Below are 17,903 nucleotides of genomic sequence, written 5' to 3'. Positions count from 1 at the left end.
TTTATATTTAATGGCTCATTGTAGCCTTACCGTCGTCTTCACCTGTCTCAGTTACCTTCAGGATGGCGACGGCTCCTTTTTGTGCATGGTTAAACTGATGAGTAACAATTGGATAGCTGCCTTCTTTGGTAACTGTAAACTCCACTACTGCCCCGCCGCTTGCCGGGAGCATAACCGTTTGGAGACCTTTATAGCGGTTATAGGGGTTGCCATCAATGTATACGTCATCAAACACAGTACCCACCACATGGAACGAGCTTACTTCATTTGGCCCTACATTATTTACATATATCCTCACCTTATCCCCTACTTTAGCCAGAAACGGATTATCCTTAAGTGTGAACGTATCCCCATTAGTATTAGGGTCTCCTTCTTTTAAAGCTTTTGTGGAGAAAACCACATGACTGGGTACGCCGTTTGAAAAATCCTCCAGATCGTTGTACTTATACCACTCGTTTTGTATAATTGTAAATTCTCTATCAATCTCTTTATCAGTCGGATAGCCGTCTTTTGGCTTTACAATTATAGTTCCGTGCATACCATTTGCTATATGTGATAATACCGGTGAAGTTCCGCAATGATACATGAACACGCCTGGTTTATTTGCAGGATAACTGAATGTTCCCGTTTCATCTGGCTGAACGTTGGAGAAGTCTTTTGAAGGAGCTGCGTGTACAGCGTGAAAGTCCATGCTGTGCGGTATTGCCGGATCCATGTTTTTTAAGGTGAAATTGATTGTGTCCCCTTCATTGACGACAACTACAGGGCCTGGCGCTTCACCATTAAACGTCCATGCTTTATAGAATTTTCCTTTGTCGATTTCAATATCCGTGATTTGGGAAGTCATTTCCACATTTACTTCATTCGGCCCGACTCTATCAATTTTCAATGGAATGGGTTCCTGATTTAAGTCTTTATGCGGAGCGATTGCCTCAGGCTTTGTTGTTTCTGCAGCCAGGACCTTTTCCTCAGGCTGAAGGGAACTTTCCGGTGCTGCCCCCTGGCTGCATCCCGTTATTAACCCTATGCCTATAGCCGAAGTAAGCAGATATTTTACTCCTTTTTTCATCTTGATTTCCTCCTTATAATCGATTGGTTTATCTGCTTTTATCATATGGTAAATATGGACTGAATTTGGTGATTTTTCTCACAAGACTTTGAAATTCTGTGAAGAGTTTGTGAATTAGTGATCACATTTTTATGTTAAAAAGGATAGAAGAGTTATTACTTTGAAAGGCGATTATTATGCTATAATCGCCTGGTCTTTCAATCATACCGGTTCCATTAGTGCGTTAGTGCTAATTAATGGACACTTTACATCTATATTACTTTGTAAAAAATTGTTTCTATCTATCTTAAATGGTTTATAATCATTAAATGTAGTTTAGTTGAATCAGATGCTATAAAAGGAGAATTAATTAAAAGATGGATTTTATTATGATTTTAAAAGCGATTATTCTGGGATTTGTAGAAGGAATGACGGAGTTTGCTCCAGTGTCGTCTACTGGACATATGATTATTGTGGATGATATGTGGCTCAATACAAAAGAGTTTTTGTCAAAATATGAAGCTAATACCTTTAAAGTTGTCATTCAGCTCGGTTCCATCTTAGCGGTTGTGATCATTTTTAAGGAACGGTTCATTGAAATGCTCGGTCTTGGAGGGAGGAATAAAAACTCAGAAGAAAAACAGAGCCGTCTGAAATTGTCTCAAGTGATTGTCGGGTTAATTCCTGCCGGGATTCTTGGTGTTTTATTTGAGGATTATATTGATGAACACCTGTTTTCAACTGAGACGGTACTGATTGGTTTGGTTATTGGTGCATTTCTGATGATTTTTGCTGATATTTTTGGAGGCAAAGACCCGAAAACAGTTTCAGTTGATCAAATCACCTATAAACAGGCTTTATCTATTGGATTGATTCAGTGCTTCTCACTTTGGCCCGGGTTCTCACGTTCAGGTTCAACCATTTCAGGCGGCGTGCTGCTTGGCCTGTCACACCGTGCTGCAGCTGATTTTACTTTTATCATGGCTGTACCCATCATGGCTGGCGCGAGTTTTCTATCCTTAATAAAAAATCTCGAGTACTTTTCAGTCGATGCACTGCCTTTCTTTATTGCAGGCTTCATCAGTGCATTTGTTTTTGCCTTGATTTCGATCCGCTTCTTTTTGAAGATGATCAATAAAGTTAAACTTATTCCTTTTGCCATTTACAGAATTGTACTTGCAGGGGTTATATATTTCATATTTCTTTAAAAAATGAACCTGGGCCTTTGCAGCCCAGGTTTTGTTTTGGTTTATTGTCCAAAGTGGTGTCAGGTTCGGACTCTGGCACGGGAGTATCTCCTTTTTCTGTTCGAAGACGAAACTGGTTCGGACTCTATGGGCGTCATGTCGTTTTCTCCTGTCCGAACCAATTGCTTATTATTAAAACAAATTTTTAAAGAAGATGAAAATTACCCTCGGAATCCACAGTACGATCCGAATAAGTAATGAGATCACAATGGAATCCAGGAATTCATTCAAAAGCTCACGCAGCAGCCCTGGTTTTCGTTTCTCTCTATTCTTGATGGATTTTCCCGCCTTCCTATTTTTGATCCGCTCCATTTTTTACATCGTCTACAATGCGTTCAGCTGCTTTTCGGTATAAGTTGCTCATGTGAACCAGTGAAGTAGCCAGCAGGACTTTTTCAAGCTCAGCTGGCTGATCCTCATTAAGCTCTTTTGCTTCCTCTGCTGCCCTGGCTGCCTGATTTTCCAGATCATTCATAAAAGCATCGACATTAAGTTTAGTTAAATCGAGGTATAGCTGATAAAAATGGTCCAGATCCATATTTCCTTCTGCTGTTCGGGTGTTGACGCCATTTAATAGGCTTTTAATATCGTTTATGGAGAGAGCTCCTTTAAGCTGATAAATGAAAGCAATTAAAATAAGGTGCTCCTTTGAATATTTTTTATTTTTGACAGGAAAAAACAATTTCCCTTTTGCATAGTTATTTATCATTGTCTTAGTCAGCACTTTTTCCTCTTCGTTTCTCGTCGTGCTGCCAAAAGTATTTTCAAATAGCTGGATCACCTGATCCATATATAAATCGATCTGCGGCATATCTTCCAATTTAAGTTGATTATCCGCAATGAGTTTTTCCATTTCCATATTTATTCATCAAATCCTCCCCTGTTATTATATAAATTCTACTTAAAAAAGCGTAAGTTGTAAATATTGACTAGATGATGTTTTGTATATATTATATTAAGTAGTTATTAAAACTACATAAAAGAATATTAGGAGGAGATATTATGAATTCATACATCCGAGAGCCCATAAATGGACTGACCCATTTAGCAGGAGCCATTTTATCCTTTGCCGGATTGCTTGCCATGGTTATCAAAGCCTCACTGACGACATCTTCACCGCTTGCCATTACTGCTGTTGCTATTTTTGGAATTAGTTTGATGCTGCTCTATTCTGCATCAGCTGCCTATCATATGGTGATAGCTAAAGATAAAGTCATTGCCTTTTTAAGAAAGCTTGATCATTCCATGATTTATGTATTGATTGCAGGTTCCTATACACCTTTTTGCCTTATTACTTTAAACGGTGTGACCGGATGGGTTCTATTTTCCATTGTTTCTGGTGTTGCTTTATCAGGGATTCTGTTTAAAATGATCTGGTTCAGCTGCCCGCGCTGGCTATCAACAGCCTTATATATTGCAATGGGATGGATTATTGTTTTCGCTTTTTCGCCTCTTTCTGAGTCTCTAAGTTACTCTGGTGTAATGCTTCTTTTGCTTGGGGGCATCCTATACACAATTGGCGGAGTGATTTATGCGATTAAACCAAAATTCCTGGAGTTCAAACATTTGGGTTTTCATGAGATTTTTCATATTTTCATTATGATGGGAAGCATGGCACACTTTCTTTGTGTGTTCATGTATGTGATTTGATAGATAGTTAAAAAAGCGGACACCCTCATGTCCGCTTTTTTTTCATTAGCTGCTTTCTACATCCTTCAAAACAGCTTGTAGTTTCCGTTCAGAAAATCTGACCATGTTTTTGTAGATGTTCGTGATAGATTCAGCATAATTAGTTCCAGGTACAGCCCATTTGCCATTCAGTTCCTTCCATTGCTTTGCCGAACCTCTTTTCACAAGGCTGAAACGCGGATCCGCCAGTGGATATTTAGAAGGCAGCGACTGTGTGGAAGAATAGGCATATAAATGCTGAATATGTGCCAAAACGCCTTCCTCCTGTGTGGAAAAGCTTGCTCCTGCCGCACCATTCCCTGTTGCGCCGATTCCTGCAAAATTATTCTGGCCAGGTTTAACATCACCAGTAAATCGGAGAAAGTTGGTTTCATGCATGGCCTGTGCAAAAGCGATATCCCCTCTGATGCCATAATATTCACCGATAGCAGAATAGAATGATCCTAAATTGGCAGCATTCGGGTTTACCTGTTTTGCATATTGATTCATATGCTCTGGTGACAAATGGGTTACTCCCAGAATGGAATAACCTTTGGGTTCAGAAGGCACTGTCGGCGGAGCGTCTGACAGTATATAGGCATCTGTTATTCCTGCTTTCTTCACAATTTCCAATTGTTTTTCTGCATTTTCCTTCGTACTGAAAGCACCGGCCTGTACCCTGTACCAGACCGTGCCTGAAATTTCAGCAGTGGCTATAACCGATTCGATGCTTTCATTTTTTATAGCTGCAGCCCTTTCCTCCGCATTTTTTCTATTTGTAAAAGAACCGGCAATCACTCTGTATAGATTACTGGGGTCGACTGGTTTTGGCGGCTGCGGCGGTACAGCCGGTTTCGCTTTAAGGCTAAAGGCATTAGCAATTCCATTAACATGTCCCTGTGCCACTCTTTGTCTCCACAGCGGATCTTTCATTAAAGCGGCATCTGCTGAATTATCAATAAAGCCATTTTCTGTTAATAGGGCTGGCATGGCTGATTCACGCAGTACATGAAAGTCAGCTTTCTTCTTACCTCTATCGATGAGCTGATTCAGTTTAGTGACTTCAGCATGGATAATATTCTGATAGCTGGCTGTTTGGGAAGTGCTGCCAAGGCTGTTATGAATAAAATCTTCATATCCCCTCGCTGCGCCATTCGCGGCATTACAGTGTATGGAGAGGTAAAAATCAGCCGCCCAGCTATTGGCTTCAGATGTTCTTTGGCTCAAACTTTTAGTCGTATCATTTTCACGGCTCATTTTAACTTCTATATCTTGATAGCTGGCCAATAGGATATTTTTTATATTTTTTGCAATATCAAGCGCAATATCTTTCTCTCTTATTCCGTTTCCCTGAGCGCCTGGATCAGTACCTCCGTGTCCAGGGTCTAAATATAGCTTCATGGTCCTCACTCCTTTATTATTTAAGTCTTATATTTCAAAGTTTGGAGCTTCCCAGTTCATTATAAATCAATTTAACACAGCAAGTACTTGCTTGTAATATTGTATGTTTAACAGCAGAAATGGCTTGTGCATATGACCAAGCAATAATGCTTTCCGTAACTGGAATCATAAAAAATTGTATTTTAATAGGCGACATTCTCATTCAAAAACTTAGGTGCAGCCGTATGCTAATGGTGGAACTAATTTTTGGGGAGTGAAAAATCATGGGTTTGTGCGGGAAGAAAAACAATAAAGAGTTTGAGAGGCATGATTTTTGCCATGAGCATGATTGCGACTGTGAATGCCAGATAAAACCAGACTGTGAAGAAGGTAAACACCGGAAAAACTTCTATGAAAATTGTGTTGAAGAGGTTTTGGAGGCTATTTTTAGAGCACAGAAAAAAGCAGGTTCAGAAGATGAATGCAGGAGTTCGTGCCGGGAATCCATTGATGATCTAATGGGAGGAAATAAGAAACCAAAAAAAAATACAATTCCTTTCCTTTTATATTGCGGAAGCTGTGAACCATTTAAAGCCACAGGTGTGACCACATTCACTCATCATTCCAAGGAAAAGAAATTTGCTTGTATAACATCATTCATTTTTAGAATAAAAGAATTTGACGGCAAATGCGCTGTATTGGAATTGTTGACTTTCAAGCAATGTAAATCTTCTAAAGACCCATTTAAATCACATACAAAAGATTGTTGTTCACCTTGCAGCCAAATCGATTGTGAAAACGTAGAGGATCTCATTCCTACAGGTATATGCATAAATGTGGATCTTTCCTGTTTTTGTGCTGTAACCTGTCTGCCTGCCGTCCGCTTATAGAATTTTACTATTCCTGATTGTATTATGGGCTTTGCTAAATGATTCGCCGATTTTAAACATTATGAATAGCCAAGTAAAAAAGGTGCACCATTCTGGCATGGTGCACCTTTTTTGCATTATTAGCAGATTAGCCTCCAAAAGCCTCCAGCACATCCTCTACGTCTTTTATATCAACCTCATCTGGAATTGTCTCATGAAGAAGCTTCTTCTCTTTAAATGCTGGCGCCTGGACTGGAACATAGCCTGATTGCATCATTTTCTTAATTTCATGAATTTCTGCAAGTATGATATCGCTGTTCATATTTTGGGGATGGAGATAACTGTTTAAAGCTGATAGAACTAAATGGATCAGCGTATTATTATTGGAATGATAGTCGACTTGTTCCTCTATCTTCTTTGAGACTTTTACAGATGCCCCAGTTTTGACATCAATGAACTGATCTGGGATTGTTAATGCGGTCTTATTAACATAGTCGGTATAGGTTCTGAACATTTCCATCATCCTTAACCTTTGGTTGTCATAATATGATTACTTCCTTTATCTCTTTTAAGCTGATTCATTTTTGCCAGAATCATAAGACCAAGGACATTTAATTTCTCCATATTTTCAGGAAACGTTAATTCAATTGGCCTTCCTCTATCCGACCATTTTGCTGCAGCTTCCTGAATTTGCTTTTGGGCGAGTTTGGCTGCTCCTCCAACAGCAATATAACGGACAGCTCCTTTAATCTCTGATGAACTGCTCCTCACCCGATCAAAATGCTCCAGGTATTTAATTGCCATTGACTTCAGCTGTGGCAAAATGTATTTGCTGATATCCTTTCTGACCCCTGCGAAAGGCTCGACATACCACCCTGAGGGTCCTTCTGCCAACTTTTCCTCCAGTTCGGCACGGGAGTCAAATCGGTACATTTCCTTTTTACTCACCCTTTGAATGATGTGATCAAGAAACTGATTGATCCCGAAAGGCTCGCCCTCTACAGATGCGACAGGCTTATTATTTTTTATTCCGACAAAGTCGACTGAGTCTCCCCCAAGGTCGCCGATGATAATCCCTTTTTGTGATTCTTTTACAAGTTCTTCATCCTTGATGCCCAAGGTTTCCTGATCTCTTGTTAACCCCAAATAGGCACAAGCACCTTCTGCACCTACAATGACATCATTGATTATGACTTTAACGGTTAACTCTTTTGGCTCAGAAAGGCCGGGAACTTTATGAAAGATGATCGTATGTGTTCCAGCCAGTTTGTCTTTTAGGCGAGTTTTTCTTTCTTTATACTGTGTTGTCGGAAGAGAAACAGCTAATTGATCAATGGAATAAGTGATTTCTGTTTCTTCCGGATGCTGAAGTACTGAATGATAGCCTGCCAGGCCAAACAGCAGCAAATAAGTTCTGTCTTCATCAACTTTCTGGTTATTAAATGCAGTCAGGCTTACGTCCCGCTGTTTAGCCGCTCCTTTTCCGATATAGAATATTTCCCTTCTATCCACAACGGCCTGGCTCTTTACCTCCACAATTAAATTATCTTCAAACACTATATCATCATCATCGTATGGCTTTTCGTAAAATTCTGCATCAAAAAGAGCAATAGCATTTGGAATCTGATATTCTGACAGAATACCATTTTCAGAAGCTAATGCCTTATACCAGCTGTTTCCGATATCTACAGCAAGAAAATTGTGTCTATCCATTTCTCCTCACTCCTCCTTTTGAATCTTATGCGTGATAGAAGTCCAATTGTGCCCGTACATATTTAAATTTTATCTCAGCCTTCGACTATCAGCGGAAATAAAGAAAAACCCAGCTGCTTACAGCTGCGCTTTATCCGCCATTGTATCATCCAGAGAAATTTCCATGTTTGTCCAATGCATTCAACTGCTGAAATGCATAATATATCTTGAAGTAATTATTAATAAGGAGGAACAACATTGAAAAAAGAAAATAAATGCGTAGATATTAACGTGTCTGCTAATGTTGGAGAGTGTAACTACTCCCCAGGAGCTGCGCCAATTGCTCCGGCAGGCGAAGCTATTATTAAAGTACCTGTAGAACTTGCCGTTTTGAATGTCAGGACAAACCTGGCTGCCAAAATCACATTCCCAGAGCCGGTATTAGAAATCAAAGATATTAAGAAAAGAGTACAAATTGTCCAATGTAAACTTCTTCTTCCAGGGGTTGCTGCAGGCAGCGATCCATTTGTGGCAGGCTCTTACCATCTTTTCATAAAAGGGTTTGTACGCAAGAATATTCAATACGCAGCTCCTTGCTATAATTCAGGAGTATGTGTGAACTCTGAAATGCGTTCATTGACAACTGATGTACCTTTTGAATGTGTAGTGGAAATTGCAGAAGCTGATTTTGACAGAACACCACAGCTTCCTTTCTTGAACGCGCGTGCAGAATTTGATTTCTTCAGACAGCAGGAGCTTGGACGTGGCTTCCCAGAAAAAGACCATTTCCTATCCAGCGACCTTTCCCAATTCCACCAGAATAGCAGCCAGTTCTACAATGAGATGCCATTTTGCGAGCTGATTTCAAGCAATATCACGGAATGGGACGAGGCTCTTGATCGAAAGCCGTTCGACCACCACGCCAATTGGGGAGAAGGAACATTTGAAAGTATCTCCGAAAAAATGTTCCTTCAATTTACAGTAAAAGTTCTTCAAAAACAGCAAGTTCGAGTGGCAGCTCTATAATTGAATGAAAGAGCAGGACCTATTTTCTCATGGGAATAGGTCCTGTTTTTTTTATGAGGATTTCCATATTAGCATGATATTCACAGTTCAATAAAATGACATTCACCTACAATATTCCCTTGCCTATTTTTGTTTTTGAGTCTCTGTCATTTAATAGGTATACGCCCAAACATAGTCGTTTATCATGCATATGATGTGATTATCATGATTTCAGGAGGAGCCCATATGTCAGAAGAACATAAAGATCGAGATCAAGCAGAATGCCAGATTTCAGCTCAAAACTGTGAGTGTGAGAGCACCTTCCACCATCCGCATGTAAGCATTGGAAAGATTACTGCAAAGGTTCCTGTAGTTTTGGCAGAACTCTCACTTAAAGTTCATGTGAATGCCTTGATTACATTTCCCGAACCTGTCCTTGAGATTAAGGACATTAAAAAAACTGTGAAATTAACACAGTGCAGGCTTCTATTGCCCACTGACCAATTATTTGTTAAAGGGTTTATCCGCAAGAATATTCAATACGCCAGTCCTTGCCCTGATATCGAGAAGCATACCGATAAAAGTATTGCTTCAGATATTCATTCCTATACAGTTGATGTACCTTTTCAATGTGTGACTGAAATTAAAAAATTCTTGACTTGTCCGGTAATGCCGGAAACCAACCACCGCCACGAATTTGATTTTCTTGTATCAAAACCAATGCCTCGCGGATATCCTGAGAAAGATGAAATGCAGTCGAGTGATCTTTCACAATTTCATCAGAAAAGCGTACAGCACTATAATGAATTGCCCTTTTGTGAACTGATTTCCAGCAGAATAATAGAATGGGATGAAGCAATTGACCGCCGTCCACTGCCTAACCGGTCACCGATCGGGGAAGGCGTCTTTACAAAAGTGGAGGAAAAAATGGTTTTAGACCTGGTCATTAAAGTCCTGCAAAAACAGCAGATTCGTGTATCTTCTACTACAAATGATCACGAAGATTGCTTTGACTGTGAATAGACCTCCAATTTGCACCAAATTAATAATTAAATAGTGTGTCGTCAAAAGCCTTCAGTTTTATATATTTGAAAAGCTATACCATTTATAGAAATAGCTTTTAAGATTTAATGTAAGGAGGGGACCGGTGAGGATGCTCTAGAATGGCAGCACCTTCCTAAGCGTATGAGTGATATGAGAAGTACCTATAACCGGATTTATCGTATCGATAAAGACTCAGATAATCCAATGGAACAGCAGCAATTATTCTTTTATACGGGGAATGATTCAAAAAGCCCAAAATCAGCAGAACCAGATAATAAATTGGACTCAGAAGAAAATCAAAAAGATACTGGCAGGTCTATTTCCGGAAAAAAAACTAAATCATTTCCATTAATTTTACCGCCTCCAGCAGTGGAAGCGCGTCAAATAATTAAAACGAGTGTACAGCCAGAAAAAGCAGCTGATAAGGAGACTCCTGAGGAGAATGTTGTGCCTGCTAAAGGTAATTCCCATACGTCCAAGGCAAATAGCATAGTATTGCCAAAAAACCTGAAAGAAATGCTGACGCCCTTTTCTCCTATGCTGAGCTGGTCCCCTTCATTACCCAGCAAATATTCTAACAATAGGATCTTGTTAAGCGAAAGTAAATCCAGTATGAGAGAAGATAAACACCTTTTACTTGCCGAGACAATTCCAGCTGATGACCTTTCACATGAAATGGTTCAGATTGACAAGGAAATTGGACCATCTTTAGATAATGAAAATTCGATTAAAGCGATAACTTTTGAAGAAGAACTGGATCTGACAGAGGAATTTATACGCTTGCTTGAGAACCACGATATTGCAGATACATCCAAGACCATCCAAACTGCAGAATCCCAAAGTGATTACTCAATTGTGTCGGAAGCAGAAGTGTTCAATGAAGAGGATGGAGCGGAAGACAACACCCCTGCCATGAAATCTTCATTGTTTTTGGAATCTGCGAATTCATTAGAGGAAGAATTTGCAGGAATGCTGGAGGAGTCTTCTTCTTCAGATGATGAGTCTGCTAACTATCTCTATCACCAGGACCAAGTATTTGCACTCCTGTTAGATTCCTCTAATAACCGAAGTGAATCTTCCTCCTATCATCATACAAGATATGTTAGCGTAAACTGTGAAGCTGAGTCATCCGAACCAGATGAAGCACATCCATTAGAGGAATCATCGTGTGATAGACCCATGAAGGAATGGCAGTCAAACTTAAGTGAAGAATCATCCAGTTATGAAGGAGAATTCTCCCGTCTTTTGAAAGAAGCATGCAGCTTGCTCGATATGCAGGCCGAAGACACCATCCCGCTGCAGGAGAAATTTTTGGCTTTGATGGAAGAATCATCAGACAGCAATCATTTGTTCTTTGAAGTATCAGATGATGAGTTTTTCTTAGCCAGTGAAAGTGAAAGCTCCGAATCTGCAGATGATGATGAAGAGAAATATGATAAAGTATCTTCATTGCTTGAACACTTTTCGGCGATGCTTCAAGATATTACATTCAATGAAGCTCCAAATTCTGAATCGGAAGAGCCCCCCTCTCTAACAACCGAAATTGAAAGTATATCCGAATCCATATCGGAAGAAACGTCTAGTGATATGAAGTTTAATCATCAATTAGAGGAATCCTCTTCCAGCAGCTGTATTTTAGTCAACGAACAGCAAACACTATGTTATAGGGAGTCCCGAAGCAATGGACCAATAGTAAAACTGCCTGTTTTAGTAGGCAAAACAGATATGGCGATTCAAATCTTTGATTGCTTTCCAATAAACTGTAAGGCTATGCACATAACTAAAGTGGAATGGCAAGTGGATTCACTAAGCTGTAAGGCTCTTTTTCCATCACCTTCCGTATTTGTTAAAGGAGTGCTCATAGCTGATACGATGTTCACTGCTGATCAGCAGTTGAAAAACGTAAGGATTCCAATCTCAATAGAAAAATCAGTTGAACTTGAATGGGTATGTCCGCCTGATTTGCCGCAATCATCATGTAAAAATGAGTTTATGTTCCTGAATGAAAATGCCCTGGATCAACATTTCGAATACTCTCAGCAATTTTCGGAGGAAATCACCTGCAAACTTAATTCGATCCATGTTCTCTGGTATAGCACTGTAATGGAGAATGAAGGTTTGGAAATACAGGGGAAAGCAGTTTTATCCATTGATTTTCTGCAGGAGCAATATGTACAGATTTAAAGGAGGGCAGCTTCAAAAGTGCCCCTCCTGTTTTTTCTTTGGATAACCTTTTAAATATTATTTTTTAAAAAATTATTAATGATCAACACTGCTGATTTCAGGACATATGAAAAAAAGGCACCGGAACGGCACCTTTTTTACAGCATGAATTATTACTCTTCTTCTGGAAGCAATCCGGTAGCTGGAGTAAATTGAGTCTGTGTTAATCTGATAACAAGGTTAATGTCATCTTTTTCAGTTAACTTGTTGAATCTGCCCCATTTATCAAAGTTCTTCAAGAAGTTAGCTTCTGTTAAATTCCAGCTGACTAATTTACAGTGAATAGGCTCATTCAAGTTTTCAAAAGTATTGGACCCAAAGGTGCAGCGGTCAGCACCCATTCCGTCTTTAGCCAATTCCCTGATCTCGCGGTTATCGCTATTCTTGGAGCTTAAGGCAGGTACTGGAATGGGAGCTGGCAAAGTAACACGTGTAAAGCACTTGAATGGAACGTTTACCATATAGTCTTTAACATAACCATCGCAATCCTCAACATATTGAATATTTTTATGAATAAATCCTTCTACAAACACTTTTACAATATTAGTAGTAGTGCCTGTTGCTGGGCGGAAAGGAACCGCTTCACATTGAGTAAGAAAGATATTTTTTCTGATCACTTTAATATCTGATGCATAATCTGGAAGATGAATTTCGGATTCAGTAAGAGCTTGGATAGGTACTTGTCCGATAACTGTTTCAACTTCAGTACCCCTTACAACAGGACCTGTAACTTCACAAAAATGATCATGTGATTTTGCTGTATCGCAAGCTGGCATAGCTGGACATTTTCCGGAAGAATGCCCTTTTCCGCAGCCGCAACCGTTGTTTTTTCTCATATTTTGCACTCCTTATAAAATATTATTCAGCCAGTGTCAAACAAGCTTCTTATACCATTAGCTTGCTTTCTTTTGACTTACTATTTATATATGTTGAGAGTGATGACTTTGAATGGACAAGTATAGTAGGACAATTAATCAATTTTTCATTCTTTGCAAAAAAACAGCAGCTGCGGTGAAGGATATTGCACTTATTGGCTCATTGAATCCAAATGTAGGTATTTCCTCATATTTTCCTTCAGCTTCAAAAATCTTCAAATTATTGTCATATTTTCTGTTATAATAAATTTATAAATTAAGCAAATATTCAAACTAAATATTCTGGTGGACGAGGCGATTTTTTTGCTGATATTCTTCAAGGTTGCAGTGTGGTTCATTGTCGCTTGTCTCGGTTTTTATGTTATTTCTGTCTGGCTGTGGGAAAAGAAAGTAAAAGAAAGAATGCCTGTCATTAGGAAAACCTGGTATATCCTTTTTGTGCTCGGTGCAGTTATATATTGGACCAACAAACCAGAATCCATTTTTACTGACTGGCAGAACTACCTCATTGTCGCGATTATATTTGCCCTGGTGGATGCCTTTGTTTTCCTCGGATCTTATCTTAAAAGAGTTGGTAATAATGAATTGGCAACAGACACAAGGGAATTGCTCGAAGAAAACAGTGATTTGCTGAACTCACACATGAATAAGCTTAAATCGTTTCAGTATTTATTGAAAAATGAGCCCATAGACATTTATTATGGAAACAAGGAAGCGTATCTTGCCGGCATTGAAAAACTTCTGGCAGACTTTGCGGAAAAAGTGGATATGAAGGTATCCTTATGCAAATACACAACAGAGGAGGAAAAGGACTATCTCCTTGAGCACTACACCGATAAAGCTTTAATTCATAGCCGTCTGGACCGCAGGGAAGTTTATTACGATGCTGAAGAAAAGCTGGCGCTGATACCTTTTTCCATTCTTGAAGATGACTATGTAATTAAACTTACCTCCGATCAATTTGTTACAGAATTCGACTATTTGCTTTTCACTTCTCTCATTTCAATATACGATCTAATGCTCCCTGCCGAACAGGAGGACGAAGAACATGAAGGATCCAGCGGATAAAAAAACAAAGTTACATGAGATACAATCTAAAAACACCATGAAAACGCTCAAAAAAAAATCCCGGATCAGCCTGCCGGGATTTGAAGTAAGTCCCCACACTGAAAGGATATTAAAAAAGAACAAAAGATTAATAAGCGTTTATACCAATACAAAGGCTTGAGCATACTATATGGCGTGGGAGGAAATTTCTTCCGCGCCCTATTCATGTTCAATTGAAGGGGACATATAATAAAGATAAAAAGGGCTGATTTCAATGAAAAAACTGACCAAGAAAGTGAAAAATATTAACTTCCCCACATTCTCGGTATCACCATATACCAAAAACCTGTCAAAAAAAACAGAGGCAGCCATACAGGATTTAAACAAGGGGCTCAAACCTCCGAAAAATAATGCATAGAAAAACCGCCTTGCAAGAAGACGGTTATTTTATAAAAAGCTTCACTTTTTTCAATGCATCTTTTGTAGTAGGATATCGGAATGGCAAATCGAATCTGGTGGTTTGCTTCAGTATGCTTTTTTCATGTGAAAACACATCAAAGCTTCCCTTGCCATGGTAAGCTCCAATTCCGCTCTCCCCTACTCCCCCGAAGGGCAGATACGGTGAACTAAGATGATAAACTGTATCATTAATGCATCCTCCTCCAAATGAAATGCTGCTTAGAATATGGGTTTGGACACCCTCACTTTCTGTGAAGATATATAGCGCTAAAGGCTTAGGCTGTGCTGTAACCTCTGCAATCATCCCGGACAAGTTATCAAATTCCAGCACTGGCAGAATTGGTCCAAATATTTCATCCTGCATGACTTCATCAGCCCATTTAATATTACCAAGTACAGTTGGTTCTATGGTGAGAGAGCTCAAATCATGCCTTCCCCCGTGAACAGTAGTCCCATTGGTTAAAAATTTGGTGAGACGGCTGAAGTGTTTCTCACTGACGATTCGCGTGAATTGGCCGGATGCAATCGGGTTTTCTCCATAAAGCTCCTGAATTGCCTGTTTTAATTCTTTCAGGAATTCATCTTTAATCCTGCTGTGAACATAAATATAATCTGGAGCCACACAAGTTTGGCCGGCATTAATATATTTTCCCCAGGCAATTCTCTTCGCAGCAAGCTTCAAATTTGCATCATCATGCACGATGCAAGGGCTCTTCCCTCCTAATTCAAGGGTAACGGGAGTAAGGTGCCTGGATGCTGCTTCCATGATGATTTTTCCAACAGGGACACTGCCTGTGAAGAAAATATAATCGGCCTTTTCATTTAATAGGGCTGTGCTTGTTTCTGCATCGCCTTCAACAACTGAAATATATTCTTGTGGGAAATGTTTGCTGATCATTTTTGAAAGTAATGCCGAAGTCTGCGGCGTTAATTCCGATGGCTTCAGGATTGCGCAATTCCCTGCGGCTATCGCTCCGATCAGCGGTGCAATCGCCAGCTGGAATGGATAATTCCATGGCGCTATGATTAGCGCAACTCCATATGGTTCAGGGTATATCCAGCTTTTCGAACCGAATTGTGCTATGGAAGACTTCACTTTTCTGGGTTTGGCCCATTTTTTTAAATGCTTCAAGGTAAAACGGATTTCCTCCAGGAGTATTCCAATCTCCGTCAAGTACGCATCGAACTCACATTTATTGAGATCTGCCTTTAACGCATCCATCAATTCCTGCTCATGCTCCTTAATGACCGAACGCAGCTTGCCGAGCGCTTCCGTTCGGAATGAGACATCCTTTGTTTTACCCTGGGTGAAGAAATTTCTTTGTTTTTGAATGAGATCTGCGTAGTTTTCCATGGAATACCTCCAAATGGGACAAGGTTTTAAGGTTATATTATCATCTTGGCTGGCGGAAATACATCAATAGGTCTACTCTCATTGCAAAAAAAACGCCGGCCATAAGGTCCGGCATTTGAATAATTATCTTGGCAGCTTAAAGAATTCACTGCTTTCACTATAGTTTCCTGCCAGCCTTCCGAGCGGCTGCAGTTTTTCTAAGTTCACTTTATAATTACCGAGGTAGTAATCATCGTCAATATGATAATGTACCATTCTCCCAATAATAAGATGATCGCTTCCTAGATTAATAATTTGTTCCAGCTTGCATTCCATATGGATTGGTGCTTCTTTTACCCTCTTCGGGGCAACCATACGACTTTCAGCAGCGGAAAGCCCTGCCGCTTTAAACTCATCAGCCTCACTAGGGAGATTCTCTGCACTTTTTTGCATTTGGTTTCCCAATGGGGCAGGAACCACATTGATGACAAACTCTTTTGTCTCCCGAATATTGACCAATGTATCTTTTTCTGTTCCTTCCCTGTCGCCAACCCCAGGTCCAATTGAAATACAGAGCATGGGAGGATTCCTTGAAGCAACAGTGAAAAAACTGAAAGGTGCGAGATTCTGGCCGCCTTCCTCAGATACCGTGGAAACCCAGGCAATCGGCCTTGGGACGACAGATCCGGTTAATAACTTGTACACTTCTTTTTCTCCAAGTTCCGAGGGATTAAATTCCAAACGGATCACTCCTTCCACGTTTAAATAACAAAGTTATTCTTTTTATTCATAATCGATAATGTTGTAAGTAAAGTAAAAACAATAAACATCATGCCTGTGATTAAAAACCACCCGGAAGAAAATTGACCAGTCTTATCCACGATTAAACCGAACAAGGGCGGAATGATAATGGCTCCAGCTGATCCCAGTGTGATACTGATCCCGCTTGAGATGCCAGCTTGTTCTTTCGGCACCAATTCACTTGCAAGATTCATCCAGATGCCATTGAAGCCTGAAGCTGCAAATCCAAACAGAGCTGTAATGGGAGCCATTACCCAAAATGGGGCTGAAGTAATGACAGCAGCTGAGGTACTGGCCAATGCAGTAATAATGGTAATAATCATAAGAATTACAACACGCTTTCCTTCAAAAAGCCTGTCGCTTATGATTCCCCAGGCAACCCTGCCAATGGTTCCGGATATTTCAGATATAACCAGGAGAATACCTGATAAAAAGATTGAAATATTCAACTGTTCATAGGCAAATAAAACAATATACGTATTTAAGCACATTTGTGTACCATTTAAACCAAGAGCACTAAAGCTTATCAGCATCAAAGCTTTATTTTTAAACATTTTAAACATCGATCTATAAAATTGGAGCAGACTCATTCTGCTGCCCTTCGCATGTTCCAGTTCAGGCGGATCCCGGTAAAAATGATACGAAACAAATCCCCCCGCCAATAAAAGAAGGCAAGCCGTAAGAAGTACAAATCTCCAGCCAAAAGTTACACTAAGCGGAAGCAGTATCAAACTGGCCAGAGCAGATCCTGCTGTGATGCCGGTTTGTTTTATTCCCATTGCGGTTCCCCGCTGTTTGAGCGGGAACCAATAAATGATGCCTCTATTTGTGATCGGGTGCATGGATCCATACCCAATTCCGCCGATAACAATCAATAACAGGACAAGCCAGAAATCATGAAGTAAAGTCATGAACAGAAATCCTAGCCCCATTAAAGCCGACGCCAGAACCAATAATTTACGGGATCCTGCAAGGTCAGTCAGAAATCCGGCTGGAACTGAAATGATAGCCTGGCCCAAAAAGAGAGCCGCGGGGAGCATGCCGATTTGCGACTTGGTCAAAGAAAGATCCTCCCCGATTAATACTCCCAGCGGTCCAATGCTTCTGCCAACAAATGCTACCATCAGCTGTGCCAGCAGAAGAAATAATAGCATTTTCCATGGATTTTCATTGATGGCAAATTGCTTTTCTGCCAGTGAATTACTCATAATT

At 40.0% G+C, this 17,903-nt stretch carries 17 protein-coding genes; 8 read left to right on the top strand and 9 right to left on the bottom strand.

The window, feature by feature from the left end:
* Nucleotides 1-7 precede the first annotated feature (7 nt).
* The gene (locus DFO72_RS05575; protein ID WP_113881017.1) at nucleotides 8-1,069 is read right to left on the bottom strand and encodes a multicopper oxidase domain-containing protein; all 1,062 of its coding nucleotides are present in this window, start codon (nucleotides 1,067-1,069) and stop codon (nucleotides 8-10) included.
* A 356-nt stretch (nucleotides 1,070-1,425) separates the two neighbouring features.
* Here DFO72_RS05575 and DFO72_RS05570 point away from each other — a divergent pair, with 356 nt between their 5' ends.
* A complete protein-coding gene (locus DFO72_RS05570) occupies nucleotides 1,426-2,256 on the top strand; it encodes an undecaprenyl-diphosphate phosphatase (RefSeq protein ID WP_113881018.1) in 831 nt (276 codons plus the stop codon).
* A gap of 331 nt (nucleotides 2,257-2,587) precedes the next feature.
* On the opposite strand, the gene DFO72_RS05565 is transcribed toward DFO72_RS05570, so the two are convergent.
* Nucleotides 2,588-3,154, bottom strand: a complete 567-nt coding sequence (locus tag DFO72_RS05565; RefSeq protein ID WP_113881019.1) for a DUF1836 domain-containing protein — start codon at nucleotides 3,152-3,154, stop codon at nucleotides 2,588-2,590.
* 143 nt (nucleotides 3,155-3,297) lie between these two features.
* Here DFO72_RS05565 and trhA point away from each other — a divergent pair, with 143 nt between their 5' ends.
* The gene (trhA, locus tag DFO72_RS05560; protein ID WP_113881020.1) at nucleotides 3,298-3,945 is read left to right on the top strand and encodes a PAQR family membrane homeostasis protein TrhA; all 648 of its coding nucleotides are present in this window, start codon (nucleotides 3,298-3,300) and stop codon (nucleotides 3,943-3,945) included.
* A 45-nt stretch (nucleotides 3,946-3,990) separates the two neighbouring features.
* On the opposite strand, the gene DFO72_RS05555 is transcribed toward trhA, so the two are convergent.
* A complete protein-coding gene (locus tag DFO72_RS05555) occupies nucleotides 3,991-5,364 on the bottom strand; it encodes an N-acetylmuramoyl-L-alanine amidase (RefSeq protein ID WP_113881021.1) in 1,374 nt (457 codons plus the stop codon).
* Between the two features lie 263 nt (nucleotides 5,365-5,627).
* On the opposite strand from DFO72_RS05555, the gene DFO72_RS05550 reads away from it, so the two are divergent.
* Nucleotides 5,628-6,233, top strand: coding sequence for a CotY/CotZ family spore coat protein (locus DFO72_RS05550; RefSeq protein WP_113881022.1), 606 nt, complete (start codon nucleotides 5,628-5,630; stop codon nucleotides 6,231-6,233).
* Between the two features lie 127 nt (nucleotides 6,234-6,360).
* Here the strand turns inward: DFO72_RS05550 and DFO72_RS05545 are convergent, their stop codons facing one another.
* Together DFO72_RS05545 and DFO72_RS05540 are read right to left on the bottom strand one after the other, a co-directional pair.
* The gene (locus DFO72_RS05545; protein WP_243856071.1) at nucleotides 6,361-6,726 is read right to left on the bottom strand and encodes a hypothetical protein; all 366 of its coding nucleotides are present in this window, start codon (nucleotides 6,724-6,726) and stop codon (nucleotides 6,361-6,363) included.
* 11 nt (nucleotides 6,727-6,737) lie between these two features.
* The gene (locus DFO72_RS05540) at nucleotides 6,738-7,925 is read right to left on the bottom strand and encodes a ParM/StbA family protein (protein ID WP_113881024.1); all 1,188 of its coding nucleotides are present in this window, start codon (nucleotides 7,923-7,925) and stop codon (nucleotides 6,738-6,740) included.
* Between the two features lie 237 nt (nucleotides 7,926-8,162).
* On the opposite strand from DFO72_RS05540, the gene DFO72_RS05535 reads away from it, so the two are divergent.
* From DFO72_RS05535 to DFO72_RS05525, 3 genes are all read left to right on the top strand, one after another.
* Nucleotides 8,163-8,930 carry a CsxC family protein gene (locus DFO72_RS05535; RefSeq protein ID WP_113881025.1) on the top strand — a complete coding sequence of 256 codons (768 nt, stop codon included), beginning with the start codon at nucleotides 8,163-8,165 and terminating at the stop codon, nucleotides 8,928-8,930.
* 225 nt (nucleotides 8,931-9,155) lie between these two features.
* Nucleotides 9,156-9,932 carry a CsxC family protein gene (locus tag DFO72_RS05530; protein WP_113881026.1) on the top strand — a complete coding sequence of 259 codons (777 nt, stop codon included), beginning with the start codon at nucleotides 9,156-9,158 and terminating at the stop codon, nucleotides 9,930-9,932.
* 171 nt (nucleotides 9,933-10,103) lie between these two features.
* A complete protein-coding gene (locus DFO72_RS05525) occupies nucleotides 10,104-12,137 on the top strand; it encodes a hypothetical protein (protein ID WP_243856070.1) in 2,034 nt (677 codons plus the stop codon).
* 152 nt (nucleotides 12,138-12,289) lie between these two features.
* Here the strand turns inward: DFO72_RS05525 and DFO72_RS05520 are convergent, their stop codons facing one another.
* Nucleotides 12,290-13,012, bottom strand: a complete 723-nt coding sequence (locus DFO72_RS05520; RefSeq protein WP_113881028.1) for a CsxC family protein — start codon at nucleotides 13,010-13,012, stop codon at nucleotides 12,290-12,292.
* Between the two features lie 342 nt (nucleotides 13,013-13,354).
* Here DFO72_RS05520 and DFO72_RS05515 point away from each other — a divergent pair, with 342 nt between their 5' ends.
* Nucleotides 13,355-14,119: a type II toxin-antitoxin system SpoIISA family toxin gene (locus DFO72_RS05515; protein WP_113881029.1), complete on the top strand. Its 765-nt coding sequence runs from the start codon at nucleotides 13,355-13,357 to the stop codon at nucleotides 14,117-14,119.
* Complete coding sequence (locus DFO72_RS05510; RefSeq protein WP_113881030.1) at nucleotides 14,100-14,279, top strand: type II toxin-antitoxin system SpoIISB family antitoxin; 180 nt, start codon at nucleotides 14,100-14,102, stop codon at nucleotides 14,277-14,279. Before DFO72_RS05515 ends, DFO72_RS05510 begins: the two co-directional genes overlap by 20 nt.
* A 261-nt stretch (nucleotides 14,280-14,540) precedes the next feature.
* On the opposite strand, the gene DFO72_RS05505 is transcribed toward DFO72_RS05510, so the two are convergent.
* The 3 genes from DFO72_RS05505 to DFO72_RS05495 all read right to left on the bottom strand — a co-directional run bounded on the left by DFO72_RS05505 (nucleotide 14,541) and on the right by DFO72_RS05495 (nucleotide 17,899).
* On the bottom strand, nucleotides 14,541-15,911 hold the full coding sequence (locus tag DFO72_RS05505; RefSeq protein ID WP_113881031.1) for an aldehyde dehydrogenase: 1,371 nt from the start codon (nucleotides 15,909-15,911) through the stop codon (nucleotides 14,541-14,543).
* Between the two features lie 123 nt (nucleotides 15,912-16,034).
* Nucleotides 16,035-16,631: a flavin reductase family protein gene (locus tag DFO72_RS05500; protein WP_113881032.1), complete on the bottom strand. Its 597-nt coding sequence runs from the start codon at nucleotides 16,629-16,631 to the stop codon at nucleotides 16,035-16,037.
* Between the two features lie 20 nt (nucleotides 16,632-16,651).
* On the bottom strand, nucleotides 16,652-17,899 hold the full coding sequence (locus DFO72_RS05495; protein ID WP_113881033.1) for an MFS transporter: 1,248 nt from the start codon (nucleotides 17,897-17,899) through the stop codon (nucleotides 16,652-16,654).
* Nucleotides 17,900-17,903: the final 4 nt, after the last annotated feature.

Origin of the sequence: Cytobacillus oceanisediminis (assembly GCF_004366035.1) — a bacterium.
GTDB lineage: Bacteria > Bacillota > Bacilli > Bacillales > Cytobacillaceae > Cytobacillus > Cytobacillus oceanisediminis_C.
Note: the sequence above shows the minus strand (reverse complement) of the source record. Positions and strands in the feature narration are given on the sequence as shown.